This is a genomic window from Sorangium sp. So ce426 (assembly GCF_051475585.1).
Taxonomy (GTDB): Bacteria; Myxococcota_A; Polyangia; order Polyangiales; family Polyangiaceae; genus Sorangium; species Sorangium cellulosum_B.
In genome coordinates, this window is sequence record NZ_CP150341.1 from 9,856,089 (window position 1) to 9,881,242 (window position 25,154).

The window sequence follows — 25,154 nt, forward strand, 5'->3', positions numbered from 1 at the left end:
TTCCGGCCACCCCAACCCGGCCCCCCAACCTGGGTCGGTTCCGGCCAGCCCCCCCAACCTGGGTCGGTTCCCGCCACCCCAACCTGGGTCGGTTCCGGCCACCCCAACCTGGGTCGGTTCCGGCCACCCCAACCTCGGTCGGTTCCGGCCAGCCCCCCAACCCCGGTCGGTTCCCGCCACCCCAACCTGGGTCGGTTCCGGCCAGCCCCCCAACCCCGGTCGGTTCCCGCCACCCCAACCTGGGTCGGTTCCGGCCAGCCCCCCAACCCCGGTCGGTTCCCGCCACCCCAACCTGGGTCGGTTCCGGCCAGCCCCCCAACCCCGGTCGGTTCCCGCCACCCCAACCTGGGTCGGTTCCGGCCAGCCCCCCAACCTGGGTCGGTTCCCGCCACCCCAACCTGGGTCGGTTCCCGCCACCCCAACCTGGGTCGGTTCCCGCCACCCCAACCTGGGTCGGTTCCCGCCACCTCAACCTGGGTCGGTTCCCGCCACCTCAACCTGGGTCGGTTCCCGCCACCCCAACCCCGGTCGGTTCGGGGCGGCCGCCGGTGGGCGGCACGCGGCCTGCAATGCAGGCCTCTCACCAAGGAGAGAGCCCGATGCCCCCCGACTCGATGCGCGGTCTTGCCTCGATCCTGAATACGCCCCCTGAGCCGGTGCCGCGCGTCCACCCCGGCGCGCCCCCCATCCGCGTGCTGCTCGCCGAAGACGACAGGGAGCTGCGGCTGCTCCTCGCCACCGCCCTCCGCCGCGACGGCTACGAGGTCCTGGAGGCGCACGACGCCAAGCACCTCCTCGAGTTGATGGGCGAAGCGCTCGTCTCCGGGAACGGCGCCCCGGTCGATGTCGTGGTGAGCGACATCCGGATGCCAGGCGCGAGCGGGCTCGATCTGCTGGCCGGGCTGCGCCGCGACGACTGGACGACGCCGGTGGTCCTCATCACCGCGTTCGGCGACCCGGAGACGCACGCGGAAGCCTACCGCCTGGGCGCCGACGCCGTGCTCGACAAGCCGCTCGACGTGGACGATCTGCGGATCGTGGTCCAGACCCTCGTATCGATGCGCGGCTGACGCACCACGCCGCTGGGGAGCATCTCGCGATCACGGACATCACGAGATGGCGCGCAGGTGGGAGCCCATCGACGAGCAGCTGGCCCACACACGACCCTTGTCAGGAGCGCGCCAGTTGACCGTTGGATAGGCTTTCAACATCGTCGTGGAGCAGATCCGTGCGATCGTGAGTCGCCCGGCGCCGCCTCACCCCGCCTCGACCGGCAGCCGGCGCGGCTCCCTCGCGCGCTGCGCCTTCAGCCGCGCCCGCCGTATCTTGTGCCACGCGAGGATCCCCGCGTCCGCGCGCACGAAGCGGCACGCGTCGAGATCCGCGTCGCGCGGCTCCGAGGACGCGAGCATCCGCTCGTCGCCCGGCTGGATCAGCCAGAACTCCGCCCGCAACCCGAGCCACGCGAGAAGCCGCCCGATCACCGGGATCGGCACGTAATACCGCCCCACGATCGCCGTCCGCTCCGCGTCGATCGGCGCGCACCCCGCCATGCCCACCACGCGCTTCCCGAACGAGAGGCGCAGCACGCCCGGGAAGCGCACCTCCAGCTCGAACCTCCACCCCCGACGGCCGTCCCAGGGCTCCCCGTCGTCGTGGCGCAGCACCGCCTCGACGTGGATGACGTCGCCCTCCACGCGGACCTCGCAGGGGTCGAGCATCGCGCCGACGCCGGGGACCCAGGGGCGGTGCGCGAACGGCAGGTGGTGGACGTCGAGCATGCCCTCCATCGCGCGCGCGAACGGAACGTCCCAGTCCATCGACGCCGTGTGGGCGTGCCGCTCGTCCGGCGGCAGGCCATCGAACCAGGGCACCGGCGGCAGCTCGGCCGGCCGCTCGCCCCAGAAGAGCCACACGAAGCCCCGGTGCTCCCGCGCCTCGTACCGGGTCAGCGCGAGCGCATCCCCCGCGCCGCGCGCGCTCGCGCCGCGCCCCTCGCACGGGATCGCGACGCAGCGCCCGTCCGAGGCGAACCGGAAGCCGTGGTACGGGCACTCGATCGCCCCGTCCACGACCCGCCCGAGGCTGAGGTCCGCGCCGCGGTGCGGGCAGCGCGCCCGCGCCGCGACCAGGGCGCCGCGCTCGTCCCTGAACAGCACGAGCCGCGTCCCGAAGCGCTCGACGGCGACCGGCCGCTTGCCCACGCAGGCCGCGTCCGCGATGATGTACCAGGCGCCCTCGACGAACGCGCCGCGCCCTTCCTCGATACCGTGCTTTCGCATGATGCTCCTCCGATCGCCCGGAAGCCTGGGGCCGGCCCGGCCGGGGAGCAGTGACAGCGCGCGCCACAAGGGCTGACATGCGGCGCCAGGCCCCGCGGGCGCCCGCCCCGACGATCTGGGCCCGCACCGCCGCGCAGCTCGCGGACCACGCCGCGGAGCGCGGGGCGGATCGGCGGGCGCTGCTCGAGGCCGCGGGGCTCGCCGGCGCGGCGCTCGCCGATCCGGACGCCCGCGTGCCGCTCGCGGCGTTCTACGCGCTCATCGAGGCGGCCGTGGCGGCGACCGCCGATCCGCACCTCGGCCTCGACTTCGCGGCGCGCTTCGAGCCCGAGCACTTCGACGCGCTCGGCTTCCTGGCCATGAGCAGCCCGACCCTCGGCGAGTCGTTCCGCAGGATGCTCCGCTACCAGCAGATATGGAACGAGGGCGAGCGCCACACGCTGGAGATCCACGGGCGCCGCGCGCACCTCGGGTTCGTGCCCTTCGGGCCCGACCGGCCGGCCCACGGCCAGCTCGCGGAGATGTTCGCGTTCGACGCGCTCGTGAACGCCGGGCGCATGTGCGGCGCGCCGATCCAGGCGCACGCGGTGCGCTTTCGCCACGCGCCGGCGGGTGATCCGGAGGAGAAGGCGCGGCGGCTCGGCTCGCCGGTGCTGTTCGGGGCGCCGGCGACCGAGCTGGTCCTGCCGGTCGAAGAGCTCGATCGGCCGCTGCCGCACGCGAACGAGGCGCTCGCCGCGTTCCTCGAGCGCCACATGAGCGCCGCCGCGGCGCGCCTGCCGGGCGCGGCGCCGCCCGCGCTGTCCGACCGCGTGCGCGCGCTCCTCGGCGAGCGACTGCGCGAGGGGGCCGACCTGGGCGCGCTCGCGGCGCGCCTGCGGATGAGCCCGCGCACGCTCCAGCGCCGCCTCGGCGACGAGGGGACGTCGGTCCACACCCTGCTCGACGAGGTCCGGCGCGGCCGCGCTGCGGCGCTCCTCGACGCGGACATGGCGATCGGGGAGGTGGCGTATCTGCTCGGCTATTCCGAGCCGAGCGCGTTCCACCGGGCGTTCCGGCGCTGGACCGGCGTGACGCCGGAGGCGTTCCGCGCCCGGACCAGGGGCGCAGCGCCGCCGTGAGCGGCCTGCGCCAGCAGCTGGCCTGACGGGCTCCTTCACGCGCGCCCGGCCGCGGCCTGCGCCGCTGCCGGGCCTGCGCTCACGGGCCCTGCGCTCACGGGCTCGGGGGGGCGATCTCCAGCTTCGCCATCACGCTGGCGCTGCCCGTGAGGCTCGCCTGGATGTTCTCGACCGCCTGCGTGATCGCGTTGGTGGCCGGGATGAGGCACGCCCCGGCCTTCACGCTGCCGGTGGCCGCGCCCTCGAGGTTGCCGCCCGCCTGGACCACCGCCTCGGCGCTGGCGAGGAGCAGCTCGCCGCGCGCGTGCGCGACGACGAGCAGCCGCGGCAGGTTCGCCTTGAGCGTCGCGATCGCCGCCTCGACCTCGGCCCCACCCTCGATGTTGACCGCGGGCTCCTTGCAGCTGGCCTTCGCGCTCGCGCTCGCCTCGCAGGAGCCGCTGCACTCCGCGGACCCCTGGCACTCGGCGCTCGGCGGCTTGAGCTCGGCCCTGCACTTCGGCGCCTTGAACTGGACGTCGCACGAGCCCGAGCAATCGGCGTTGCACTGCACCTCTGCCTCGGCCGCGAACGAGCACGAGCCACGGCACTCGCCCGTGCAGGTGCCCTGGCACTCGCCGCGGCAGTCGCCGCCGGCGGTCGTCGCGGAGCACTCGCCGTCGCACGTGCCCTCGCACGTCCCCTGGCACGTCCCCTCGCAGTGGACCGCCAGGTTGGCCGAGCCCTCGCACGAGCCGGTGCACTTCCCCTCACACCGCCCCGAGAGCTGACCGGGATCGCAGCGCGCGACGATCTCCGCCGGGGTCAGCTGGCACTCGACGTTGGCGCTGCACCTCGCCTCGCAGTTCGCCTGCACGCTCGCATCGACCGTGCAGCTCGGCGGCTGGAAGGTGATCGACAGGCCGGCCGTCGCGTCCCCGAGCGCGTCGACGGCGAGCTCACACCATTGCTCCGCCCGTTCGTTCGGCTTCGTCGCCGTGATCGTCGCGACGTCCGCGCCGAGGTCCAGCGCAATCGCCTGGCAGGCGCTCGTCACGTCCGCCACGATGGCGCCCGCGGCGCCCGTGAAGTCCGACACGGACTGCATGAAGGCACCATAATTGAGCTCTGCTTCGCCCTCGAGACCCCATTTCACCGTGGCGAGATCGGCGCCCGGCGTGAAGTCGCGACAGCAGACCTCATTCTGCAGCTCCGAGACCTTGTCACACCCCATCGCCGGGATGACGGAGAGCCCCGCCAGCGCCAGCGGGAATGCCGCGATTCGCCACGTCACACGGATATTCATCGGGAAACTCCTTGGTTCTTTGTCGGGCGTGCCGCTGGTGCGGGACTGCCACGGAGAGCGGCGAAACCCCATGAGGGAGCACGCTCGCCTCCGAGCTCGGCATGCAGCCGCCTCCGAAGCAGGGCGACAATAGCTCATAGATCGACCCACATGACAAGGCCCATGCTGCGGAATTGTTGCTCGTCTCGACGTCACCCTAGGGCGAAGCCCGTCAGCACGGGAGCCATCCACGACGAGATCCGTTGATGTTCATGCCGACGGCAGAGGTAGGAAGAACGCCCGGTCGCGGCCGTCCAGGGGAGGCCGCGGGCGCGCCATGACACGGCACGTCGTCGGTTCAACCAGCCTTCATCGAATCGCCGTTGCAGAGCTCGGCCGAGCCGTAGGACAATGGCCCCGTGATGACGCTCGGCCCACGGCTCCCCCGGTTCGTGCAGCTCTCTCTCCTGCTCGCCCTGACGGCCGGTTGCGGCGCCTCGTCCGACGACGAGGGCCCGACGAGCGGCCAGGCCGCCGGCGAGCCGCCCAGGATGACCGGGATGACGGCGGCCCACAATGCCGCGCGCGCCGCCGTCGACCCGCCCGCCGATCAGCCGGTGCCCCCTCTCTCGTGGTCGCCCGAGATCGCCGCGGTGGCTCAGGCCTATGCTGCCCAGTGCATGTTCGGCCATAGCGCGAGCGATTATGGAGAGAACATCTTCGCGTCGACCGGCTCGTCACCCACACCGGAGGATGTCGTCGCCTCGTGGGTCGACGAGGCGGCCAACTACGACCTTGCGAGCAATGCCTGCAGCTCCACCTGCGGCCATTACACGCAGGTGGTATGGGCCGACTCCCTGCGGCTCGGCTGCGGGGTCGCCGATTGCACGACCGGCTCGCCGTTCGGCGGTGGCACCTGGCAGATCTGGGTGTGCAACTACGATCCTCCCGGCAATTTCGCCGGAGAGCGCCCCTACTGAGCTCGCGCGCGCGCATGCGGTCGTGGACGGCGCGCCGTCCTCGTCTCCTCCCCGCCCCTCGCCGGCTCTGGTATCCCAGCGGCGATGGACTTCGGGTGGACCCCTTCCCAGCGCGCCGTCCACGACCGCATGCGCGCCCTCGGCGCCGAGGCCGACGCCGCGGCCCCGGACGATCGCATGCGCGTCCTCGCCCGGGGCGGCGCCCTCGGCCTGCCGATCGCCCGCGATCTCGGCGGCGAGGGCCTCGACCTCGTCACGACGGCGCTCGCCTACGAGGGCCTCGGCGCGACGCTGCGCGACGGCGGCGTCCTGCTCGCCGCGGGGGCGCACCTCTTCGGCGTGGCGCTCCTGCTCGCGCGGGTGGGCACGCCCGCGCAGCAGCGCGCGTGGCTGCCGCGGATGGCGAGCGGCGCGTGCATGGCGACGGTCGCCGCGACCGAGGCCGGCGCGGGCTCGGACGTCGCTTCGGTGCAGGCCAGGGCCGACCGCACGGACGCCGGCTACCGGCTCACCGGCGACAAGCGGTACGTGACCTGGGCCGACCGGGCCGACGTGTACCTCGCGATCGCGCGCGACGGCGGCCGCGCCGGAGGGGCCCCGGCGCGCGGCCTCACCGCGCTGCTCGTCCCCCGCGCCGGGGGCGAGGGCGCCGCGCGCGTCCTCCCCGGCGCGCCGCTCGCGACAGCGGGCCTCCGCGGCGCGCGGCTCGCGCCCGTCTCGTTCGCCGGCTGCGAGGTCGGCCACGACGCGCTCCTCGGCCGCGCCGGCGCCGGCCTCGCCGTCTTCCAGATCGCGATGACCTTCGAGCGCGCGCTCATCCTCGCCTTCCGCCTCGGCGCCATGGAGCGCGCCCTCGGCGAGGCCGTCCGTTTCGCCCGCGAGCGCGAGATCGGCGGCCAGGCGATCGCCCGCCACCAGGCCGTCGCGCACCGCCTCGCGCAGATGAAGCTGCGGCTGGAGACATCGCGGCTGCTCACCTACCGCGCCGCGTGGGCGCTGGACCAGGGCGAGCGCGGCCAGGCCGAGGCCGCGCTCGCGAAGTGGCACACGGCGGACTCGGCCGTGGCGTCCGCGCTCGACGACCTCCGGCTCCGCGGCGGCGCTGGCTACCTCGAGGAGAGCGGCCTCCCCTCCGCCGTCGACGACGCCCTGGGCGGCAGCATCCATTCGGGGACGTCCGACGTGCTCGCCACGATCGTCGCGCGGTGGCTGGGCGCTTAGCCGAACTTGGACGACGAACTACTGGCCAACCCTCGCCGGCGCCTTTACCAAGGTAGGGCTGCGCGGACCGGCCGAGGGTCGCCGGCCCGCGCCCGTCCGCCGGCCCCATCCAGCCCAACCAGGAACGATATGACCGAAGCGACCGACAATCCCCTGCTCACTCTCGGCTTCGAGATCCCGTTCGATCGCATCCGGAGCGAGCACGTGGAGCCCGCGGTGCGCGCGCTGCTCCAGGACGCCCGCGCCCGGCTCGACGCGCTCGTCGCGGCGCCCGGCCCCCGCACCTACGACAACACCCTCGCCGCGCTCGAGGCCGTCACCGAGCGGCTCGACCGCGCCATGAACGTCGTCTCCCACCTCGAATCGACGTCCACCACCCCCGCGCTGCGCGCCGCGTACAACGCCGTCCAGCCGGAGGTCAGCGAGTTCCTGAGCGGCATCGCCCTCAACGAGGGCGTCTACGGCGCGCTCAAGGCGTACGCGGCCACGCCCGAGGCCGCGGCGCTGACGGGCCCGCGGCATCGCTTCCTGAAGAAGACCCTCGACGATTTCCGGAGGAGCGGCGCCGAGCTCGACCCGGCCGGCAAGAAGCGCCTCTCCGAGATCGACGTCGAGCTCGCCACGCTCACCCTGCGCTTCTCGCAGAACGTGCTCGACGCGACGAACGCCTTCGAGTTCGTGGTCGAGGACGCCGCCCGCCTCGCCGGCCTGCCGCCGAGCGCGGTCGAGGCGGCCCGTCAGGGCGCGAAGGACAGGGGCATCGAGGGGTACCGCTTCACGCTGCAGGCGCCGAGCTACATCCCCGTGCTCACGCATCTCGACGACGGCGCTATCCGCGAGCGCTTCTACCGCGCCTTCAACACGCGGGCGACGGAGGGCGACCACGACAACCGGCCGCTCATCCGCCGCATCCTCGAGCTCCGCGGGGAGAAGGCGAGGCTGCTCGGCTACGCGAGCTTCGCCGATCTCGTGCTCGAGGACCGGATGGCGAAGACGGGCGCCGCGGCGCGGCGCTTCGTCGACACGCTGCGGGCGCGCACCGAGCCGGTCTTCGCCCGCGAGAAGGAGGAGCTCGCCGCCTTCCGCCGCGAGATCGAGGGCCCGGACGCGCCGCCGCTCGCGCCGTGGGACGTCGCCTACTACGCCGAGAAGCTCCGCCGCGCCCGCTACGATTTCGACGACGAGGCGCTCCGCCCGTATTTCCCGCTGGATCGCGTCGTCTCCGGCCTGTTCGAGGTCGCCCACCGCCTCTACGGCGTGCGCATCGCGCCCTGGCAGGCCGCCCCCACGTGGCACCCGAGCGTCCGCGCCTACCAGCTCGTCGAGCCGGACGGCGCCCAGAGCGCCGCTTTCTATCTCGACTTCGTGCCGCGCGAGCAGAAGCGCGACGGCGCCTGGATGCACGGGCTCGTGACGGGCGCGCCGAGCGAGGACGGGCGCGCGGCCGGCGAGGATGTGCGCCACCTCGAGGTCCTCGCGGGCAGCTTCACCCCGCCGGTCGGCGGCCGCCCCGCGCTGCTCAACCACCGCGAGGTCGAGACGCTGTTCCACGAGTTCGGCCACATGATGCACCACGCCTCGAGCCGGGTGCCGATCCGGAGCCTCGCCGGCACCAACGTCGCCTGGGACTTCGTCGAGCTCCCCTCGCAGATCATGGAGAACTGGTGCTGGGAGCGGGACGCGCTCGATCTCTTCGCGCGCCACCACGAGACGGGCGCGCCCGTCCCCGACGACCTGCTCCAGCGGATGCGCGCGGCCCGCACGTTCCGCGCGGGCGCCGCGACGATGCGCCAGCTCGGCTTCGCCGAGATCGACCTCGCGCTCCACATGGACTGGACCGGAGAGCAGGGCGATGTCGTCGAGTTCGCGCGCGAGGTCCTCGGGCGTTACTCGCCTGTCCCGCTGCCCGAGGGCTACGCCATGATCGCCGGCTTCTCGCACCTCTTCTCGAGCCCGGTGGGCTACGCAGCGGGCTATTACTCGTACAAATGGGCCGAGGTGCTGGACGCCGACGCGTTCTCCCGCTTCCAGGAAGAGGGGCTGTTCAGCCGGAAGGTGGGCGACGCGTTCCGGAGCCAGATCCTCGCGCTCGGCGACACGCAGGACCCGATGGATCTCTACAGGAGCTTCCGCGGCCGCGAGCCCACCCTCGACGCCCTGCTCCAGCGCAGCGGCCTCGCCTGAGCCTCGGGGGCGGCCCGGCGCCGCCTCCATCACGGCTACACCCTCAACTCCCTCTCTCGCCATGTGACCGAGCGGCGCTTTTGTGAGGCGTTACCCAGGCTCGTTCGGTCAGGCTCAGGGCGCGAAGCGTGGTTATCGCCTGCGCCCCATCGACCTCCGTGGGCGCGAGGAGACGGTGTTCTTCGCGCGGCGCCGGGAGGCGCCGATGTCTGAGCCCAAATGAAAAAGCTCCTCCGGCGAAGCCGGAGGAGCTTTTTCTCAGGTGAATCCGGCGGGGTCCCCGCGCCGGGCCCCCTCGGACGACCGCCCCGAGGAAGCGCCGGCGCTCCTCGCGCCGGCCCCCCGTGGGATCACTGTATCTTGAAGTTGCAGGCCGACAGCGTGGCCGTTCCGATCGTCTGCGTCATCGCCCAGTTCGCGAGCGAGGCGACGCTGGCCTGCTCGGACCTGAACGCGTAGTTGCTCGCGAGCTGCACCTCGGTGCCGTTCTTCGGCCGGATGTACACCGAGTACCGCTTCGCCGCCACGTCGACCACCATCCGGACGGTATACGTCGTCCCGCCGGTGTACGGGAACACCCGGAGCGCCTGGTACCTCGCGCCGTTCCGGACGCGGACATTGCCTTCCTCGTCGAAGATGACGATCGCGGCGAGCTGGGTCCACTGGCTCGCGGAGCCGCTCGAGAGGCCGACCACAGCGTCGATCTTCGACGCGCTCGGCGTCACGTCCCAGGTCGCCGTGAAGGTGCCCCGCTGGGTCGAAGGCAGCTGCGAATTGAACCACTTGCCAGCGTTGACGACCGAGCACACCGGCGCCGTCGGCGTGGGCGTCGGCGTGGTCGGCGTGGGCGTCGTCGGCGTGGGCGTCGGCGTCGTGGTCGTCGTCCCGAACTCGAACGCGCCGATGTCGACCGCGCCCACGGCCGTCCGCCGCTGCGCGGAGCCGACGGCCGCGAGCGCCCCCTTCGGCGGGTGGAACAGCGGCATCGCGAGCGGCGACGGGAACGTGCGCCCCGAGATCCCCGTCGTCGAGCTGACGCCCGCGTTCCGCAGCGGGCTCGTCGAGAGCAGCGTCACGTCGCGGTTGCCGATGCTCGCGAAGCCGGGATCACTCACGATCAGCGTCCCCGTGAAGCCGGAAGGCACCGCCGTGCCCGCGGGCACGGCGTTGTTGACGCCCTTGATGAGCGGGCTGCCGGTCGTCCAGCTCGCGTCGTCACGGAAGACCTGAACGCTCCCGCCCCCGACGCGATGGAAGATGTTGTTGTGGAGCTCGATGCTCTCGATGCCATCGAACAGGTGAATCGCCGCGCTCGACCCCGCCATCAGCAGGAACGTGTTGTTCACGAACCGATACCGCCCGTTGGTGTCGCCCGTGCCATCGCCGCCGACGCGCACCACGAACTGCGTATGCGTCTTGCGGAAGACGTTGCCGACCACATCGGAGTCCTCCCGCGCGAGCTTCGGATCCTGCCCGTCGGGGCCGATGAGCTCGAGGTCCTTGTAGAGCCCGCCCTCGATCCAGTTGTAATAGATCTCGTTCCGCTCCGCGCGGGTCTTCACCGCGTTGCCGCCGATTGCATCGTGGACATAGCTGTGCTGCATCCGGAACACGGAGCCCGGGTAAGCGGTCTCATCCGTTGCGATGTAGATCGGGTGCTTCGTCGTACCGGCACCGCACTTATAGACTTCCACGTATTCCACCAACAGCGTACCCGAATCGCTGTCGGCGCCCAGGATCCCGTGCGATGGGCAATCGTGGATCACGGAGTCACGGATCGTGACATCGTGCCCGTGCTGGAAGATGCACCTCGAGGTGCCGCCCGTCACATCGAACCCCTCGAAGACGATGTGGTTCGCGTTGATCTCGATCGTGTTGGTGCCGCCCTTCAGGACGGGGCGCTTCCCGCCGACGCGAACGCCGCGGATCGTGATCTTCGAGGTGGGCGTGCCCCATTTCGTGAGCCTGATGTTGCCCGAGTACGTCGCGTTGCCGTCGACCTCCACCACGTCGCCCGGCTGCAGTCTGCTGGCTACCTCACCGATGGTCTTGTAGGTGCGCGTGGGACCGACTTGATACTTCGTGCCGGCTGCCTGCTCCTCCGCGTCCAGCTCCTCTGCGGTCACGTCCTCGTCGAGCGGCGCGCAGCCGAAGCCGACGATCGACATCGCCAACAGGGAAGCGATGACCTTACCGGCGGCAATCGACAGCGACCCAAAGCCTTGAGAAATTGAATGCATGGCTTTATCTCCCCCGGCGTCGTCGAACCCCTGTGGTGAACAGGACCGTAACGGGCGAAAGCATCAGGGGGCAGAAGAGGAGCCTCCCGCTGCGTGCCTTCGCGCCGCGAACCATCGGTGCAGACCACTCAGCACCAGAGGGGCGGATACCGGCGCTCTCGTGAAACAACTTATTCCCGGATTAACACGACGGGTCAAGATGAAATGCTTTCGAAAACGAAACGAACACCCAATTAGGTCGCACACCTCGGCCGCTTTTCACATCAAGGTTGCAAATTTTCGATGCAAAACTGCAATGCGCAGTCCGTCCGCTGATGTAAGGAAGGTATAGAGAAGTGGTCGTTCGCTCGCTTGAATGCAGACGAAATCCCCGGGAAATGTGGGTGAACTCCCAATGCGACAGCGTTCTCCATGTCGACCAACGACCTTTACCTACCTTACCCCCGCATTCGCTATCTCGGCCGCGGCGCCTGTGACCCGAGGAGGTCGCGCGCTTCCTCGGCGACACCGCTGCACCGCAAGCAAGAAGCCAGCTAACAGCCCTGCTCGATCGCTTGTCGGAGGATCAGCCATGCGCGTCGCGGCTGGCCTGCCGCGGTCGACGCGCGCGACGCGGGCTCGCGGGAGATCGTGGAGAGGGACGACGGGCCGGCGTTCGGCGGCGGGATCGGCGGCGTCCGCGCGGCATCGCGCTGCTCGCCGCGCGGGGGAGATGGGCGGGAATGGGCGGGAATGGGCGGTCGCGCGAGCGGGCGAGCGGTCAGCGCCTCCCCTTGAAGCCCATCATCTGCTGCACCACCGCCTCGCTCTCCTCGGCGATCGCGCCCTCCTGCGCCGCGCGGTCGGCGCAGTCCTCACAGACCTTCTTCTTCTTGCTTCCGACCTTGATCGTCTTGAGCTCGTCGACCTCGTTATCGCATTCCCGGCACGTGGGCATCGCCACACCTTCCTTTCGCCGGGCCAGCATATCGCACCGATCCCGCGCGCGCCGAGATCGCGCCCCGGCGCCGCGAGCGGACCGCGCGGAGACCGCGCCCCGGCGCCGCGAGCGGACCGCGGGGCTCGCCCGCCCGATGTTTGGCCCGGACGAGCCCCGCGACCTAGGCTCGCCGCGTCACGAGGACACCAAGGAGGCTCCCATGGATCGGAGGCAGGGCGCGCGCGCTCAGGTCGACTTCCCCGTCTCGGCGCTCGTCGATGGCCACCGGCACCGGTGTCGCGCGATCGATCTCTCCCCCACGGGTATGGTCGTCGAGCGCGCGCCCGCGCTGGCAGGCCGGGCGCTGCCCGCCGTGACCCCGTTCGAGCTCGACCTCGGGGTCGGGCGCCCCATCCGGCTGCGCGCCCGCCCGGTCTGGGACCGCGACAACCTGCTCGCCGTCCGCTTCGTGGTCATGAGCGACGCCGACCGGCTCACCATCGCCGAGCACCTCGACCAGCGCGCCCACCGCCACCAACCCCTCCATTAGAGCGGCGGCTCGGGATGGGGCAGAGAGGGGGCGATGGAGATGGGGACGACGGGCGGGGGGAACGCCTTGAGACGGATGGGGGGACGTCCACGGCACCATGCTTGGCTGCAAGGATGAAATCGCAGGATTGCAACACCGGGAGGATGTGCCCGGGACATCTATGCGAATTTTAAATCTATTTCCGTCTTCTCGCGGTGGCATGTGAGCTGCTAATTCACGGACGAGCGTTGCTGGTGCGGCCTCTCCCCCCCTGGGCCCCGGCGACGCTTTTTTCTTTTTGTCGCTCGCTGGAGCGACGAGCGGTGGTGCACGCGCTACGTGCGGGGCTCTCGCCGCCGGCGCGCAGCGGAGATCGACGCGCGCGGAATGCTGGCGGCAGAGCGGCGAAGCTCGTCGAGCGCGTGCTCGGGCAGGCGCGGCGCGCGCGGCTCGGCAGCACCTGGCTCGGGAGGGGCGGGCGCGCGGGCGCCCAGGTACGGCCAGAGGCTCTCGCGGATGGGCGCCGGCAGGACGTTTTCCAGGTACTCGAGCGCGGTCCCGCGGAGATGGGCGTCGTCGGCGTGGAGCGCCCTGTAGGCGATCTCGAGCGGCTCGCGCTCCAGGCAGAGCGAGAGGACGCGGAACACGTGCTCCAGGCTGCGGCTCGTCCGCTCGACGAGCAATCGCTCGGCCAGCGGCGCCTCGACCGGGGGCGCAACGTTGGGGGGCTGGGCGTCCCACACCCGGCGACCGATCGCGATCTCCCGCATCGCCGCCTCGATCACGTCGTCGCGCCGCAGGTGGATCGGCGCGCGCTGCTGAAGGAGCCGCGCGAGCGCGACGCCGCACTGGAAACGCACCTCGAAGCGCTCGTCGGCGAGGCCCAGGATCAGGCCGTCGGCGGCGCGCTGGGTGGGACAGGCCTGGAGCACCCGCGGGATGCGGCGCCGGAGGGCGACGCTCACGGACGGATCGAGGAGCGCGTCGGTGAGCTGGCCGGTCGCGCGGGGGGCGACGGCGCGGAGCGCCCGGATCGCCTCGGAGGTGAGCCCCTCGCGCTCGAGGAGCGGGAGGAGGTGCGGCACGAGCGCCGGGTCCGGCTCCCGGACGAGCGCCCGGCGGACCCGCTCGGGATCGCCGGAGCGCAGGTCGGCCGTGGCGGCGAGCACCGGATCGGACGCCAGCGCGGCCGACGCGGCGCGCGCGGACAGCGGCCCGTCGACGCCCCTGCGATCACCCGCCAGAGGCCGCGGCGAGTCCCCGGGGGCGGGGCCGGAGAGCGACGCGCGGCCGGAGAGCGGCGGGCCGGGGTGCGACGTGCGCTCGCCGTCGACGGAGGCGCGCCCGGCGTCGTGCCGCGCCGCCGCGGCGTTCCGGAGCGCGGCGAGCTCGGCGAGGACCCTGTCGCGGCTGAGCGCGTCGACGGTGCCGCTCAGGGTGCGGCGGGTGGTCGCGTCGACGACGTTCGTCGGGTCGAGCGAGACGGCGCCGGAGCGCAGGCTGCCCTCGAGCGCGGCGACGTAGCCCCGGTGCAGCCGAGGCGTGAAGAGCAGCGTGACGCCCGCGGCCGCCGCGCCGAGGCCGAGCAGCAGCGGGAGCGACGCGCCCGGGGCGAGCACGAGAAGGGCCATCGCGAGACCGCTGCCCGCCGCGGTGCCGATGCGGTCGAAGCCGACGTCGATGAGCGTCTTGATCGAGCGCTTCTGGTCCGGGGGAAGGGGCGTGTAGAGCAGCTCGTAGCCCGACCGGAACAGCGAGTTCCGGAGCACCGCCTCGGTCGCGCGGACGATGGAGGCGGCCCAGAGCCGCGGCGCGACCACGAGAGAGAGGGTGCTCGCGACGACCGCGGCCGGGAGGATGCCGATGGTGGCGGCGAGCCCGAGCCGGTCGAGCGAGAACGTGGCGGCGAGCGACTGCACGAGGAACGAGAGCACGCTCACCGAGAGGTGGAAGAGCGCGAAGAACGAGAGCAGCGCGTTGCGGTCGGTCATCGCGGCGGCCGCCTCGGCGCTGAGGGCCACGTCGAACAGCGCGCCGCTCACGGCACCGAGCCCGACGAGCAGGCCGAGGTCGCGCAGGTGGCTGTTGTTGCGCAGTGCGGCGAGCCCCGACCCGCCGGCGCCAACCTGGGTGCGCCCCGCCTCAACCTGGGTGCGCCCTGCATCAACCTCGGTGCGCCCCGCCTTGCGCCCCGCCTCAACCTCGGTGCGCCCTGCCTCAACCTCGGTGCGCCCTGCCTCAACCTCGGTGCGCCCTGCCTCAACCTGGGTGCGCCCCGCCCCGCCGGTGGCGCCGGCCGCGCGCGCGAGGACGGCGCCCAGGTGGTGGGTGGCCCAGGCGGTGAGCGCGCTCACCGCGGAGAGGGCGAGGAGCATCGTCGGGGCGTCGATGAGGCGGCTGGCGCGCCAGGCGAACAGGCCGCCGATCACGCCGCCGACGGTCCCGCCGCCCGCGATGCGCCCGATGGAGTGGCGGGCGGTGTGGGGGTCGAAGCGCTCGTTGACGAGCGACCAGAAGGCGGAGATGAGCGTCGCGCCGAAGACGGCGATGTGCAGGTAGAAGACGAGGGCGGCGGCGCCGGGCGCGCGCCGGGCGAGGGCCCACTCCAGGGCGAGGAGCACGGAGCTCGCAGCGAACGTGGCCGGGACGACGCGCGCGGGGGAGAGCTGGAGGAGCGCGCGCGAGAGCAGGACGACGGCGCCGAACGACAGGGCCGCGCCGGCGGCCATGACCTTGGGGACGTCGGCCGCGCCGAAGCTGGCGAGGAAGAGGGCGTCCCGGGTCGCCCGCCCGGCGACCTGCTGGGCGATCATCGCGCCCGAGGCGATGGCCGCGAGGAGGACGGGCCTGTCGCTCGCGCTGTCCTCTCCCACCTGCGCCCTGGGCATCCTAGGCGGGTTCGGCGGCGAGCACGCGGACGTCGGTGACGATGGTCCCGAGCGGGACGTCGCCCGGGGTCGCCGGCACCTCGGCGACGAGCTGGAAGTCGAACACGACGCCCACCGCATGCGCCGGGGGGCAGAAGCGCGGCAGGGTGCTGTCGTAGTAGCCGGCGCCATAGCCGATCCGGTGCCCTCGGGCGTCGATCTGCAGCGCGGGCACGACGATGACGTCGAGCGCGGCGGCCTCCTCGTCGGTCGCGTCGGGCTCGCGGAAGCCGAGGCCGCGCTCCTCCATGGCCTCGGGGTCCTCGACGAAGCGGAAGGTCATGGCGCGCGACTCGGGGTCGATGGAGGGGTACGCGACCCGGGCGCCGCGGGCGCGCAGCAGCGGATCGAGCTCCCGGAGGTCGACCTCGTTGCGCCCCTCGATCGGGTAAAAGAGCGCGACCCGCCGGGCCGCGGCGAGGGCCGGCAGCTCCGCGAGCGCGCGCTGGATCCGGCGCGATCGCTCGAGGATGGCGTCGAGGGGGATGGAGCTGCGGACGGCCCGAGCGCGCTTCCGCAGCTCGGCTTTGGCGCGGTAGCGCAGGGCGGCCTCGGCGTCGGGGTCCATGGCTCGGTGGTTCCTCCGGCGCGCATCCTAGAGAGCCGCCCCGGGCCGGGGAACCGCCATGTGCGAAATCGGTGTGAGGTGGCGCAGTTGGCCCCAGGTGTGGCGCCCTTGCACGGAGGGCGGGGCGGCGGCCGCGAGCGGCTGGCCAGGGAGAGCCCACGGACGAGCCCGGTGGCACCGTTCGTGCTGCTGGCGGCGGCTGCGCGGATGGCGGCGACCGCCGCTGCCGCGCGGTCCGCACAGGCGGCTGGTAGTGTCCTGATCGCGGAGAGACGATACCGGAGCGGTGCGATCGCGGGTGCAGGAGCCCCCGACGCCGGAGGAAGCGATGTTCTGGGAGGATTTCAAGAAGTTCGCGATTCGTGGCAATGTCGTCGACATGGCCGTGGGCGTCGTGATCGGCGCGGCGTTCGGCAACATCGTCAAGACGCTCGTGGATCACCTGATCATGCCGCCGATAGGCCTCCTGACGGGCGGCATCGATTTCAGCCGGCACTACATCGTCCTGAAGTCGCCGAGCGGGCCCGGTCCGTACGCGACCCCCGAGGAGATGGTGAAGGCCGGCGCGGTGCTCCTCCAGTACGGGGTCGTCATCAACAGCCTGGTGAGCTTCTTCATCGTCGCGCTCTGCGTCTTCCTCCTGGTGCGGCTCATGGGGAAGCTTCACAGGCAGCACGCGGAGGAGGTGACGACGAAGGAGTGCCCCGAGTGCGCGATGAGCATCCCCATCAAGGCGGTGCGCTGCGGGCACTGCACGGCGGCGCTGAAGGGCGCGTGACGCGAAACGGAGAGGTCGCCGCGCGGGCGGCGCAGCTGGCGCGGCTCGCCGGCGAGCGGGCTCCCCGTCGAGGCCGGGCGCGTCGACGCCGGTGTCGCTCGGAGGGGCGCGCGGCCGCGGATGGCCGCGCTCTGGCTCAATGGTTCTCGACGGGCACGCCGGCCTCGAGCACGGCCTTCTTCAGCGTCAGAATTTCCTGCTGGGCGTCGGTGAGCTCCATCGAGTGAAAGCCGGGCGGGGCGGTCGAGCCCATGTGGATCGGGGCGACCGCCGTCTCCAGGATCGGGATCCCATCGAGCCTGCGCTGGTCGGTGCGTGGCCTCGGCTCGCTGAGCACGGAGAGCAGGCTCGGAGACGCGGTGACCCGAGGGCTCAGCGCGTTCACGCGATCGGGCGCGAACAGCTCGAGCGCGGTGCGCGCGATGCACGCATGATCGAGTGTTCCGTGGAACGGCACGCCGCGCGGAGCCCACGGCGAGACGACGAGGGCCGGCACGCGAACGCCGAGCGTATCGAACGGCGCCGCCTCGTTCGCGGGCGACGGCGGCGGGCGCACGTGGTCGTAGAACCCGCCATGCTCGTCGTAGGTCACGACCAGCGCCACGTGCGGCCAGGACGGGCTCGCGATCAGGTGGTTGTAGATGCGCGCGATCAGGTTCTGACCGCGCGCCACGTCGGCCGGGGGATGGTCGTCGTTCGCCCAGTTCAGCAGCGCGTCCACGTCGACCAGCGTGAAGTTCGGGTCGATCCACGAGACGCTGGGCAGCGTGCCTTCACGGCAGGCCCTGTAGAACGAGGATATCTTCGCGATCGGCAGCCCGCGGTGGCCCTTGTATTTCTCGACGGTCCGCAAGAACGCGACGTCGTGCGAGTAGTAGCGCCACGAGTCGACCGGCAACAGGTCGAAGAACGTCGCGTGGTCGATCCATTGCAGGTTGCCCGTGCGCCCGCCGCTGGTCCCGCAGAGCGCGAAGAACCGGTTCGGCCACGTCGGGCCCGCGAACGAAGCGAACCACCGGTCGCAAACGACGAACTGCCGCGCCAGGCTATCGTACGTCAGCAGATCGCGCTGGTCGTACCAGCTCATGATCTCTGCGACGTGGCTGTTCGTGCTGTAGCCTTTCACGAAGCCGTCCATCGCGCCGCCGTTGATTTGCCTCACGACCTCCGTCCGGTGGTGATGCGGGCGGATCCGGACTCTCGTGCTCTCGAGATGATATCCAGTGATCGGCGTGCCGTTATCGTCCGAGTTCGTCGCGCCGATCACCCCATCGACGTCCATGCCCGTGCCGCGCAGGTAACCCAGCATGTGATCGAAGGAGCGGTTCTCGAGCATCACGATGACCAGATGACGAATGTCTGCCATGTTCCACCGCTCGCTTTCCCATGCGGCTCAGCGCTGTGCCGGCCGACGCGGCCGCGCGGGGCCAGTTTCACTATCCTGAATTCATCTACCGAAATCTGCCAGCGGAGTAAGGAGATCCAAGGTCTCCGAAGACGTCAAGCCCCAGCTGCGGGGACCTGACCCGGGTTGACTGAAACTTTTCCATGCGCTCCGACGTCCCCTGAAAAGCGGTGCCAATTCAACAATTTGTCCATGCGCCGAAGGGTCCGCGCTCACGCCGCAGGCTGCGGGAAACATCTGAAACATCTTCGGTGCGCGGGTACGTTGCTCCTCTGCTTCCGGTTGGCGCTCCAGGGCGCCTGTGCGAGAGGTGCCTCATGACCTTGCGCCCGCTCCGCGCCCTCGCGCCCCTGCTCGTCGCCGCGTGCACCGTCAGGGCGCCGCCGCCCGCCGCGCCGGCTCCCCTTCCCTCGCCCTCCGCCGCGCCGGGCCAGACCGCGGCCGCCATGCCGGGCCAGAGCGCGGCCGCGGCGCCGGGCCAGAGCGCGGCAGCCGCGGCGCCGCGGCTGCCGGCGTGGGTCGAGCGCAGCAACGAGCATGCGAAGATCCTCCTCGACGTGCTCGCCAGGTTCTCGCCGGAGCGCGCCAGCGCGCTGGGGGTCGAGCGCGCCGACCAGGAGGTCTCCGATCTGTCGCCCGGCGTCGAGGCGCGGCTGCGCGCGGCGTACCGCGAGGCCATCGCGGAGCTGGAGAAGCGCCGAGCGGCCGAGAAGGATCCGGCGGTCGCCGAGGATCTTCAGATCTTGCTGGACGCCGCGGACCGGGCCGTCCGCGGGTCCGAGCTCGAGGAGAGAACCCGGGTCACCTACGTGCACGCCACGGGGCTCGTGTTCGAGGGCATCTCGACCCTGCTCGACGACCGCATCCCGCCGCCGCGCCGAGCCACGGCCCTCGCGCGGCTCCGGCGGTACGCCGGGCTGGTGGCGGGCCACGCGCCCATCGCCGAGCAGGCGAGGAAGAGGCTCGACCAGGAGCTCGGGAAGCCCGGCTTGCTGGCGCCCTCCAGGATGGAGATCGAGCGGCACCTCGCCACCAACGCCCGCGTGCGGGAGGGACTCGGTGAGCTCTTCCGGAAATACGGCATCAGCGGCCACGAAGAGCCGCTGGCGGCGCTGAATCGTCAGCTCGAGGCGTACGACGCGGCGCTGCGCAAGGACGTCCTCCCGAAGGCGCGGACCGACTTCGCGCTGCCGCCGCCGCTCTACGCGTACATGCTCGAGCTGCATGGCGTCGACATTCCGCCCGCCGAGCTCGCCCGGCTGGCCCACGCCGCCTTCGACGATCTGAAGGCGCAGATGCAGAAGCTCTCTCTGCCCATCGCGAAAGCGCGCAACTTGCCGAGCGCGGACTACCGGGACGTGATCCGCGCCCTGAAGAAAGAGCAGCTCGTGGGCGAGGCGATCTTGCCGCATTACAAGGAGCGGCTCGCCCAGATCGAAGAGATCATCCGGAAGGAGCGCCTCGTCACGCTGCCGGAGCGGCCGGCGCGCGTCCGGCTCGGCACCGCCGCCGAGAGCGCCGAGATGCCGGCGCCGCGCATGCGGCCGCCGCGGCTGCTCGACAACCAGGGAGAAGCGGGGGAGTTCGTGCTTCCGCTCAGCCTGCCAGGGCCCTCTGACCAGCTGCGGAGGATCGACGATTTCACCCATGCCCCGGCGTCATGGACGCTCACCGCCCACGAGGCGCGCCCCGGGCACGAGCTCCAGTTCGCCGCGCTCGTCGAGCGGGGCGTCTCGCTCGCCCGCGCCGTCTTCGCGGAGAACAGCGCCAACATGGAGGGGTGGGCGCTTTACTCGGAGGCCATCCTGCTCCCGTTCATGCCGCCCGAGGGCCAGCTCGTCTCCCTGCAACACCGCCTGGTCCGTGCCGCCCGCGGCTTCCTGGACCCGGAGCTCCAGGCGGGCAAGATCACGCCGGCCGCCGCGCGGGCCTTCCTGGAGAAAGAGGTGATCCTCTCGCCGCCCCTCGCGCAATCCGAGGTGGAGCGTTACACCTTCCGCGCACCGGGGCAGGCGACCTCGTACTTCTACGGGTTCACCCGGCTGATGGAGCTGCGGCGAGAGACCGAGTCCATGATGGGCCCGCGCTTCGACGCGCAGCGGTTCCACGACTTCGTGCTCGCCCAGGGCATCCTGCCGCCGAAGCTGCTTCGCGGGGCGGTCATCGAGCGCTTCGTGCCGGCACAGCCGTCGCCCTGAGCGGCGGAGGGCCCGCGGCGCGCCCTCGTCATACCGGATCTCACGCAGCCACGGGGCCGACTCCGCCACGCGCTGCTCCTCGATGCGTTTCGGCGCGTGCGGCTGCGGGCCCGTGTACTGGTACTCCGACCGGTACGTCTGCTCCCCGATCGCGTAGCCCTCCTTCCATGGGTCGCACGGATCCGAAGTGGGGCACGTTCGCGCCTCGTACCGGTAGCTCGCCTGGTCCTTCGTCAGGATGTTGCCAATCTCGTCGTACGCGAACGACAGCCGGTACCGGTACTGCCAGTCTCTCCGGTCCTGGTACGTCCCGCGCGCCGAGAGCAGCTGGTACAGATCGTCGTACCCGTACTCCTGCGTCGTCGGCCCCACCAGCACCGAGCCCGGCATGTCCTGCTCGTACGGCACCTCGTTCCTCACGCGCTCCAGATTGCCCGCCACGTCGTACTCGTACCGCATCCGCTGGAACGCCCTTGCCGGCCGCCCGCGCTCCACGAGGTACCTGTCGCGGTGGTCCGCGTTGATCTCCTGAAGCCGCCGCGACTTCTCGTAATACCGATACGACGTCGCGATCCCGTTGCCGTGTAGCCGCTCCGCCGAGCGCGTTCCGAAGCGTGCTTGTGGAAGGCGGCCCCGTACGTAGAGTCGCGGTGCGATGACGGAGCGACGGAGCGGGGACGCAGGCGTCGAAGTCCCGAGCCTGACGACGGCGGTGCTGAAGCTGTCCGCGCCGCATGTCGCGTGGCAAGGCCGCGAGGACGTCCCCGCCCGCGCGAAGGGGCGCCCGCGTCGCGCCGCCGGGCAGCAGGAGCGCTCGGGAGCGGCGGAGGCCGCCGACGTGCGACGCCGCAAGAGCGCCGCCCAGCCGTCCGCGGAGGAAGTGGGCGGACGGCGGCCGACGCGAGGCGCGGACAAGCAGCGCCGAAGCGATGCGACCCGAAGGCGCCCCGCCACGACGAGGTCGACGGCGGCCGGGCGAAGCGACGACAGCACCGGCTCGACGAGCCGACGCACCTCGGCGCGGAAAGGACGCGCGCCGGTCTCGGCCGCTCCGGACGCGACGAGCGCTGTGAGCGCGACGGAAGCGGGCGACGCGGTGCGATCAGCGGTCGCGGAAGGCGAGCCGCGAGCCGGTGATCCGAGCCATGTCCAGGTACTTGAGCCGCCCTTCGGCAATGAGGCGTTGTCGCGTCGCGACCCAGTTCTTGGGACTCAGGTCGAGGATGCGACTGAGCGGATAGCTCGGAGCCACGGTCAGGATCTCCTGCAAGTAGAGCTCGGGGTCGAGCCCGTGCATCTGGCAGGTCGCGATGAGCGACGAGATGGCACAAGACCGGACAGCGTGCTCGTCGCTGCCGTGGAAGAGCCAGTTGCGCCGTCCCTTGACGACGCGGCGCAGAGCCCTCTCGGAGGCATTGTTGTGGATGGGGATCTCGCCGTTGGAGAGGAACTCGCAGAGCGCCTCCCTCTGGTTGTGCAGATAGACCAGCCCCTCGCGCAACGGCGAATGCTCCGGGACGACCTGCCGCTGCGCCTCGGCCCAGGCGAAGAGCTTCTCGATTATCGGTGCGGACTCGCGCTGCCGGATCTCGAGGCGCTCGTCCGGGCTGCACAGGGCGCATTCTTCCTCGACGTGGAAGAGCGCCTGGAGGGTCTGGAGCGCGAACGCCGCCTCCTTGCCCGCCCCGGCCTTGAACGCCTTGAAGAAGCGCCTTCGTGCATGGCTCCAGCAGCCGGCCTCACGCGCCTTGCCCGGCCCGAACAGCACGTTGTGGTTGGCCGAGGCATCGGCGACGAGCGTCCCCTGGTAGCCGCCGAAGAGCTTCGCGACGGTGAGGCCGTCGTACGTCGGTGTATAGCGGAACAGCACCCCATCGCCCGGCGCGACCAGGACGAAGACATGCCCATAGCGGTGCTTGTCCTTGGCCCGGATGGCGGTGCCCGTCGCATCCATGGCGAACCACGACCTCGAGAGCGCGTCGCTCCAGATGGCATCGGCGATGCGCATCGCGATGCCGCCACAATCGTACTGCCAGCGTGTCATGTTACCGCGGCCGATGCGGAAGCCGTGGCGATCCGACTCCACCTCTTGCCGGTAGTAGGGCGTGTGGTAGTCGAGCTTGTGGACGAACAGATGGGCCAAGAGGCTCGGATCGGCAAGGCACCTGTCGATCGGGCGCTCCGGCAGCGAGGCGATCTTCACCGGTCCGCTGTCCTCCGCAGCGTCCGACTCGGGCGTGTAGCGTACAAGGACGCCGTCGACGAAGGGGCTTTGCTTGAAGGACGTGTCCGCGGGGATCCCCGAGAGCTCGTGCTCCCGCACGACGAGCGGCTCGCCGCGCTCGTGATTCAAGGCCGGCCCGGCGGCTGGCGAAGGAGCCGGCTCCTCTTCAGCTGCGCTGCTCGCCGCCGGTGCCTCCGCCTTGGCCACGTACTTGAGGCGACGCGTGACGAGCTCGAGGAGGCCGCCACGCCGGTAGCCGATGCTCGAGCTGTCTTCGGCGCCCACACGCTCGAAGCGCTCGAGGCCTTTGAGCAGCACCTCCTGCGGCAGCGACTCGATGATCACCCTCGGAATGACACCGATGCGGCGGCGCCCGTGCTCGTGGCGCTTGACTGGCTTGCCACCTCCGGGATCGGAGCCGGAGGAGGATTCTACCGTCCCCGCGTGCTCCGGTGGTCCCGCGGAGCCCGGCGGCGGGCCGCTGGCCTCGCCCGGGTCCACTTCGGGCGCGGCGTCGACGCTCTCGACCTGCGACGAAGTCGGAGGCGGACAGGCATCTGGCTCCCCGGCCAGCGAAAGCCGCAGCTGGTCAGGCGAGATCTGCTCGGAGACGTGGCGCCGGAACCCGATCTCCAGGGTCCGAATCGTCTCCTGCAGCTGTTGATTGTACGCCTTGAGCGACGCGACGGTGCGAGCGAGCTCTTGGGCCTGCTGCTCCGCCGTCGAAAGCTCACCCAGCCTCGCCTCGAGCTCCTGCACCCGCCGGAGCAGCGCGTCGACCACCGACGCGGGGCCGGCGGGGCTCCCCTGTCCTTGTCCCCTGGCCTGGAGATAGCCGAGCACGAGCGCCGCGCCGTCAAGGCGCTCTGTCTCCGTCGACTGCGGCAGCGCGGTCTCACCGGGGCGTGTCGTCGAGGTCAAGGCGCGCCATGGATGCCCCCTGCGCTTGCTCTTGACAAGTACCTTGTGCAGAGAAAAATTCGCTGGTTTTGATGAGAATTTCTCGTCGAAGACGGGAATGCAGGACCGCCATGGTGCGCCATCGGCGGCGCGCTCTCGCGAGGTCTTCGGGCGCGATGCAGCGCGCGCCCTGCTCCATCTCCGCATCGGGCTGCGCCGGCCGCCATCGGGCCGCGCTGGCGCCGGCAGCGCGGTGAACGAGCGCCGGCGCAGACGCCTCAGTGGACCAGCCGGCGGCGGCTTGCCAGCTCTTCTACAGGCAGACCGGCGAGCAGCTGCGCGAAGTCCTGTGCTGACAGCTCGATACACCTGCCGTCGGCCTCGGTGAACGAAGGCAGAGCAAATGCGCCCTTCGAGAGACGCTTATACAAGATCGTGTATCCATTGCGATCCCACCAAAGGGCTTTGAGCCGGTTACGCCTCCTGTTGAGGAACAAGAACAGCGCGCCGCTGGCCGGGTCCAAGCACAGCACCTGCCGGGTGATCGCGGCGAGCCGGTCGAAAGCGCCACGCAAGTCCACTGGACCGACCGCCAGATACACGGCTATCGTCGCGGGGGTCACCGTCCCCTCCGCAACGCTTCGATCGCTTCCACGAGCTCGCGCGCGCCTATCCCACATACCTGCATCCGCGTCCCATCGGCAAACGCGACGTTGAGCCGCAAAGGCGGTGCCTCGCGGCGCTCCGGGCGCACCACGACGGGTAGGAACGGAACATGCTGGGCCGCCTTGGGGGCTCTTGGCAACGCACCCTCGTGTGCGCGCTCACCGTCAGCCACCCATCGGTCGGCAGTCATCTTGTGGACACCGAGCTCCGTGGCGATCTCGGTCGGTGTTGCCCCCGAGCGGGAGCGCGCCTTGGCGTACGCCTCGGCTCGCTCCCGCAGCTCGCTCGGGAATTTCCCACGGCTCTTCTGCTCTCGATACCTCGACAGCTCTGCACGCAGCTGTACCAGCTCCCTGCTTCCTGGCATCGCTCGCTCCTCTTCGCTCGGCGAGGGCACGGCCCTCATCTGGCGTCGCGTAGCGTGTAACCGAATCTGGCCAGGGGAAAGACGCGGTCTGCGGAGCGGCTACTTGCCGCCGATCACCGTGTTCGTGATCCACTCGACCGCCCCGGTCACCTCGTCGTACCCGGCGGTGCGCTCCCGCAGCAGCTCACCTCGACGCTGTACCCATGAAACATGGGACTCAACACACCGAACCACAACACAAGCTCCACGAGAAACGCCGATCGCCTGCACAATCGCAGGTCTCACACCAAAGACCACGAACCAAGCGCGTCAATACAAAGCATCCTCCAGAGGCTCCCCTACCACTGCTCAGCACTCAACTCGATCTCGACGAAGGTTCAG

The 25,154-nt window shown here is 71.1% G+C and carries 20 protein-coding genes; 9 read left to right on the top strand and 11 right to left on the bottom strand.

What is annotated here, in order from left to right; translation table 11 throughout:
* The first annotated feature begins 599 nt into the window (after positions 1 to 599).
* Positions 600 to 1,070: a response regulator gene (locus WMF44_RS36910; RefSeq protein ID WP_437294733.1), complete on the top strand. Its 471-nt coding sequence runs from the start codon at positions 600 to 602 to the stop codon at positions 1,068 to 1,070.
* Between the two features lie 186 nt (positions 1,071 to 1,256).
* On the opposite strand, the gene WMF44_RS36915 is transcribed toward WMF44_RS36910, so the two are convergent.
* On the bottom strand, positions 1,257 to 2,282 hold the full coding sequence (locus WMF44_RS36915) for a Rieske 2Fe-2S domain-containing protein (protein WP_437294734.1): 1,026 nt from the start codon (positions 2,280 to 2,282) through the stop codon (positions 1,257 to 1,259).
* A gap of 77 nt (positions 2,283 to 2,359) precedes the next feature.
* Between WMF44_RS36915 and WMF44_RS36920 the strand changes: the two genes are divergently transcribed.
* The gene (locus WMF44_RS36920) at positions 2,360 to 3,403 is read left to right on the top strand and encodes an AraC family transcriptional regulator (protein WP_437294735.1); all 1,044 of its coding nucleotides are present in this window, start codon (positions 2,360 to 2,362) and stop codon (positions 3,401 to 3,403) included.
* A 94-nt stretch (positions 3,404 to 3,497) separates the two neighbouring features.
* On the opposite strand, the gene WMF44_RS36925 is transcribed toward WMF44_RS36920, so the two are convergent.
* Complete coding sequence (locus WMF44_RS36925; RefSeq protein WP_437294736.1) at positions 3,498 to 4,688, bottom strand: hypothetical protein; 1,191 nt, start codon at positions 4,686 to 4,688, stop codon at positions 3,498 to 3,500.
* A gap of 401 nt (positions 4,689 to 5,089) precedes the next feature.
* Here WMF44_RS36925 and WMF44_RS36930 point away from each other — a divergent pair, with 401 nt between their 5' ends.
* The 3 genes from WMF44_RS36930 to WMF44_RS36940 all read left to right on the top strand — a co-directional run bounded on the left by WMF44_RS36930 (position 5,090) and on the right by WMF44_RS36940 (position 9,052).
* A complete protein-coding gene (locus WMF44_RS36930) occupies positions 5,090 to 5,647 on the top strand; it encodes a CAP domain-containing protein (RefSeq protein ID WP_437301658.1) in 558 nt (185 codons plus the stop codon).
* Positions 5,648 to 5,731: 84 nt separating this feature from the next.
* Positions 5,732 to 6,868, top strand: coding sequence for an acyl-CoA dehydrogenase family protein (locus WMF44_RS36935; protein WP_437294737.1), 1,137 nt, complete (start codon positions 5,732 to 5,734; stop codon positions 6,866 to 6,868).
* A gap of 129 nt (positions 6,869 to 6,997) precedes the next feature.
* Complete coding sequence (locus tag WMF44_RS36940) at positions 6,998 to 9,052, top strand: M3 family metallopeptidase (protein ID WP_437294738.1); 2,055 nt, start codon at positions 6,998 to 7,000, stop codon at positions 9,050 to 9,052.
* Positions 9,053 to 9,402: 350 nt separating this feature from the next.
* Here WMF44_RS36940 and WMF44_RS36945 read toward each other — a convergent pair whose 3' ends face one another.
* The gene (locus tag WMF44_RS36945) at positions 9,403 to 11,220 is read right to left on the bottom strand and encodes a hypothetical protein (protein ID WP_437294739.1); all 1,818 of its coding nucleotides are present in this window, start codon (positions 11,218 to 11,220) and stop codon (positions 9,403 to 9,405) included.
* Positions 11,221 to 12,052: 832 nt separating this feature from the next.
* Positions 12,053 to 12,229 (bottom strand): hypothetical protein, encoded by a 177-nt coding sequence (locus WMF44_RS36950; RefSeq protein ID WP_157907138.1) that lies wholly within the window; start codon positions 12,227 to 12,229, stop codon positions 12,053 to 12,055.
* A 202-nt stretch (positions 12,230 to 12,431) separates the two neighbouring features.
* Here WMF44_RS36950 and WMF44_RS36955 point away from each other — a divergent pair, with 202 nt between their 5' ends.
* Positions 12,432 to 12,761: a PilZ domain-containing protein gene (locus WMF44_RS36955; protein WP_437294740.1), complete on the top strand. Its 330-nt coding sequence runs from the start codon at positions 12,432 to 12,434 to the stop codon at positions 12,759 to 12,761.
* A 314-nt stretch (positions 12,762 to 13,075) separates the two neighbouring features.
* On the opposite strand, the gene WMF44_RS36960 is transcribed toward WMF44_RS36955, so the two are convergent.
* Together WMF44_RS36960 and WMF44_RS36965 are read right to left on the bottom strand one after the other, a co-directional pair.
* Positions 13,076 to 15,613 carry a hypothetical protein gene (locus tag WMF44_RS36960; RefSeq protein ID WP_437294741.1) on the bottom strand — a complete coding sequence of 846 codons (2,538 nt, stop codon included), beginning with the start codon at positions 15,611 to 15,613 and terminating at the stop codon, positions 13,076 to 13,078.
* A gap of 16 nt (positions 15,614 to 15,629) precedes the next feature.
* Positions 15,630 to 16,235, bottom strand: a complete 606-nt coding sequence (locus tag WMF44_RS36965; RefSeq protein ID WP_437294742.1) for a 5-formyltetrahydrofolate cyclo-ligase — start codon at positions 16,233 to 16,235, stop codon at positions 15,630 to 15,632.
* A gap of 328 nt (positions 16,236 to 16,563) precedes the next feature.
* Between WMF44_RS36965 and mscL the strand changes: the two genes are divergently transcribed.
* A complete protein-coding gene (mscL, locus tag WMF44_RS36970; protein ID WP_437294743.1) occupies positions 16,564 to 17,013 on the top strand; it encodes a large conductance mechanosensitive channel protein MscL in 450 nt (149 codons plus the stop codon).
* 136 nt (positions 17,014 to 17,149) lie between these two features.
* Here mscL and WMF44_RS36975 read toward each other — a convergent pair whose 3' ends face one another.
* Positions 17,150 to 18,379 carry a phospholipase C gene (locus tag WMF44_RS36975; RefSeq protein WP_437294744.1) on the bottom strand — a complete coding sequence of 410 codons (1,230 nt, stop codon included), beginning with the start codon at positions 18,377 to 18,379 and terminating at the stop codon, positions 17,150 to 17,152.
* Positions 18,380 to 18,735: 356 nt separating this feature from the next.
* Between WMF44_RS36975 and WMF44_RS36980 the strand changes: the two genes are divergently transcribed.
* Together WMF44_RS36980 and WMF44_RS36985 are read left to right on the top strand one after the other, a co-directional pair.
* Positions 18,736 to 20,616, top strand: a complete 1,881-nt coding sequence (locus tag WMF44_RS36980) for a DUF885 domain-containing protein (RefSeq protein WP_437294745.1) — start codon at positions 18,736 to 18,738, stop codon at positions 20,614 to 20,616.
* Between the two features lie 238 nt (positions 20,617 to 20,854).
* Positions 20,855 to 21,148 (top strand): hypothetical protein, encoded by a 294-nt coding sequence (locus WMF44_RS36985; RefSeq protein WP_437294746.1) that lies wholly within the window; start codon positions 20,855 to 20,857, stop codon positions 21,146 to 21,148.
* 570 nt (positions 21,149 to 21,718) lie between these two features.
* On the opposite strand, the gene tnpC is transcribed toward WMF44_RS36985, so the two are convergent.
* The 4 genes from tnpC to WMF44_RS37005 all read right to left on the bottom strand — a co-directional run bounded on the left by tnpC (position 21,719) and on the right by WMF44_RS37005 (position 25,007).
* Positions 21,719 to 23,761: an IS66 family transposase gene (gene tnpC / locus WMF44_RS36990; protein WP_437294747.1), complete on the bottom strand. Its 2,043-nt coding sequence runs from the start codon at positions 23,759 to 23,761 to the stop codon at positions 21,719 to 21,721.
* 257 nt (positions 23,762 to 24,018) lie between these two features.
* Positions 24,019 to 24,363, bottom strand: a complete 345-nt coding sequence (gene tnpB, locus WMF44_RS36995) for an IS66 family insertion sequence element accessory protein TnpB (RefSeq protein ID WP_165373740.1) — start codon at positions 24,361 to 24,363, stop codon at positions 24,019 to 24,021.
* Positions 24,360 to 24,812 carry a helix-turn-helix domain-containing protein gene (locus WMF44_RS37000; RefSeq protein ID WP_437294748.1) on the bottom strand — a complete coding sequence of 151 codons (453 nt, stop codon included), beginning with the start codon at positions 24,810 to 24,812 and terminating at the stop codon, positions 24,360 to 24,362. Before WMF44_RS37000 ends, tnpB begins: the two co-directional genes overlap by 4 nt.
* 60 nt (positions 24,813 to 24,872) lie before the next feature.
* Complete coding sequence (locus WMF44_RS37005; RefSeq protein WP_437294749.1) at positions 24,873 to 25,007, bottom strand: hypothetical protein; 135 nt, start codon at positions 25,005 to 25,007, stop codon at positions 24,873 to 24,875.
* Between the last annotated feature and the right edge of the window lie 147 nt (positions 25,008 to 25,154).

Excerpts from the sequence above, each read along its gene's own strand:
- WMF44_RS36910 (WP_437294733.1), top strand. The coding sequence starts at position 600 with ATGCCCCCCGACTCGATGCGCGGTCTTGCCTCGATCCTGAATACGCCC.
- WMF44_RS36915 (WP_437294734.1), bottom strand. The coding sequence starts at position 2,282 with ATGCGAAAGCACGGTATCGAGGAAGGGCGCGGCGCGTTCGTCGAGGGC.
- WMF44_RS36920 (WP_437294735.1), top strand. The coding sequence starts at position 2,360 with ATGCGGCGCCAGGCCCCGCGGGCGCCCGCCCCGACGATCTGGGCCCGC.
- WMF44_RS36925 (WP_437294736.1), bottom strand. The coding sequence starts at position 4,688 with ATGAATATCCGTGTGACGTGGCGAATCGCGGCATTCCCGCTGGCGCTG.
- WMF44_RS36930 (WP_437301658.1), top strand. The coding sequence starts at position 5,090 with ATGACGCTCGGCCCACGGCTCCCCCGGTTCGTGCAGCTCTCTCTCCTG.
- WMF44_RS36935 (WP_437294737.1), top strand. The coding sequence starts at position 5,732 with ATGGACTTCGGGTGGACCCCTTCCCAGCGCGCCGTCCACGACCGCATG.
- WMF44_RS36940 (WP_437294738.1), top strand. The coding sequence starts at position 6,998 with ATGACCGAAGCGACCGACAATCCCCTGCTCACTCTCGGCTTCGAGATC.
- WMF44_RS36945 (WP_437294739.1), bottom strand. The coding sequence starts at position 11,220 with ATGTCGATCGTCGGCTTCGGCTGCGCGCCGCTCGACGAGGACGTGACC.
- WMF44_RS36950 (WP_157907138.1), bottom strand. The coding sequence starts at position 12,229 with ATGCCCACGTGCCGGGAATGCGATAACGAGGTCGACGAGCTCAAGACG.
- WMF44_RS36955 (WP_437294740.1), top strand. The coding sequence starts at position 12,432 with ATGGATCGGAGGCAGGGCGCGCGCGCTCAGGTCGACTTCCCCGTCTCG.
- WMF44_RS36965 (WP_437294742.1), bottom strand. The coding sequence starts at position 16,235 with ATGGACCCCGACGCCGAGGCCGCCCTGCGCTACCGCGCCAAAGCCGAG.
- mscL (WP_437294743.1), top strand. The coding sequence starts at position 16,564 with ATGTTCTGGGAGGATTTCAAGAAGTTCGCGATTCGTGGCAATGTCGTC.
- WMF44_RS36975 (WP_437294744.1), bottom strand. The coding sequence starts at position 18,379 with ATGGCAGACATTCGTCATCTGGTCATCGTGATGCTCGAGAACCGCTCC.
- WMF44_RS36980 (WP_437294745.1), top strand. The coding sequence starts at position 18,736 with ATGACCTTGCGCCCGCTCCGCGCCCTCGCGCCCCTGCTCGTCGCCGCG.
- WMF44_RS36985 (WP_437294746.1), top strand. The coding sequence starts at position 20,855 with ATGTTGCCAATCTCGTCGTACGCGAACGACAGCCGGTACCGGTACTGC.
- WMF44_RS37000 (WP_437294748.1), bottom strand. The coding sequence starts at position 24,812 with ATGAGGGCCGTGCCCTCGCCGAGCGAAGAGGAGCGAGCGATGCCAGGA.